Origin of the sequence: Microbacterium sp. BF1 (assembly GCF_019279095.1) — a bacterium.
Classification (GTDB): domain Bacteria; phylum Actinomycetota; class Actinomycetes; order Actinomycetales; family Microbacteriaceae; genus Microbacterium; species Microbacterium maritypicum.
Genome location: NZ_JAGYWT010000785.1, coordinates 1 through 718, shown reverse-complemented (window position 1 = coordinate 718; position 718 = coordinate 1). Strand labels below are relative to the sequence as shown.

The window sequence follows — 718 nt, the reverse complement described above, 5'->3', positions numbered from 1 at the left end:
AGGCCGCAGGCGTCACGGTGCGCATCCCGCCGTTGTCGCTGTGCACCGACAACGGCGCGATGATCGCCGCCCTCGCGTCCGAGCTGATCTCCTCCGGCCGGCGCCCCTCCACCCTCGCATTCGGCGCGGACTCGACGCTGCCCGTGACCGAGATCCAGATCGCGGAGGCGGTGTCGGTATGAGTGACGTCCCCGGTACTCCCGAGGCGCGGTCCTCGGCGACGCCGGCGGCGCGTATCGAAGGCCCCAGCGACGAGGTCGAGCACCCCGCAGGTTCCGCCCGTCTTCCCGGTTCCCGCCGAGACGGATACACCAGGCTGCCGACGGGTCCGGTCGGCATCGAGCCGGTCGTCGCGACCGGTCCCGACATCGATGCTCCCGACGACACGGAGTGGGAGCCGTCGACGGGATCCATGCCGGTCGACGACACCCGATTGGCGCCGTGGGCGCTGCTGGCGGCGATCGTCGCGCTCGGGGCGTCGTTCTTCGTCGGCTGGGGCATCCCGGTCGCCGTGGTCGCGGTCGTCGCAGCGATCATGTCTCTGCGTCGCCCTGTCAAGAGTCGCGCGATCGCGCGCTGGGCGCTCGTTCTCGGACTCTGCGCGACGGTCTACAGCCTGGGCTGGCTGGTCTGGGCCGGCATGCAGTTCGAGAGGCTCGGCTGAGCCGATGCTGGACGCAGACGAGCTCGAGGAGCTGCGCTCCCTGCAGGCGCGGGC

1 protein-coding gene and 1 pseudogene are annotated in these 718 nt (G+C 71.4%); both read left to right on the top strand.

The window, feature by feature from the left end:
- Positions 1 to 182 (top strand): annotated as a pseudogene (locus KZA10_RS16780) (tRNA (adenosine(37)-N6)-threonylcarbamoyltransferase complex transferase subunit TsaD); the annotation flags it as partial.
- The gene (locus KZA10_RS16775; protein ID WP_218683468.1) at positions 179 to 664 is read left to right on the top strand and encodes a hypothetical protein; all 486 of its coding nucleotides are present in this window, start codon (positions 179 to 181) and stop codon (positions 662 to 664) included. The pseudogene KZA10_RS16780 and the gene KZA10_RS16775, both read left to right, overlap by 4 nt.
- Positions 665 to 718: the final 54 nt, after the last annotated feature.

Excerpts from the sequence above, each read along its gene's own strand:
- KZA10_RS16775 (WP_218683468.1), top strand. The coding sequence starts at position 179 with ATGAGTGACGTCCCCGGTACTCCCGAGGCGCGGTCCTCGGCGACGCCG.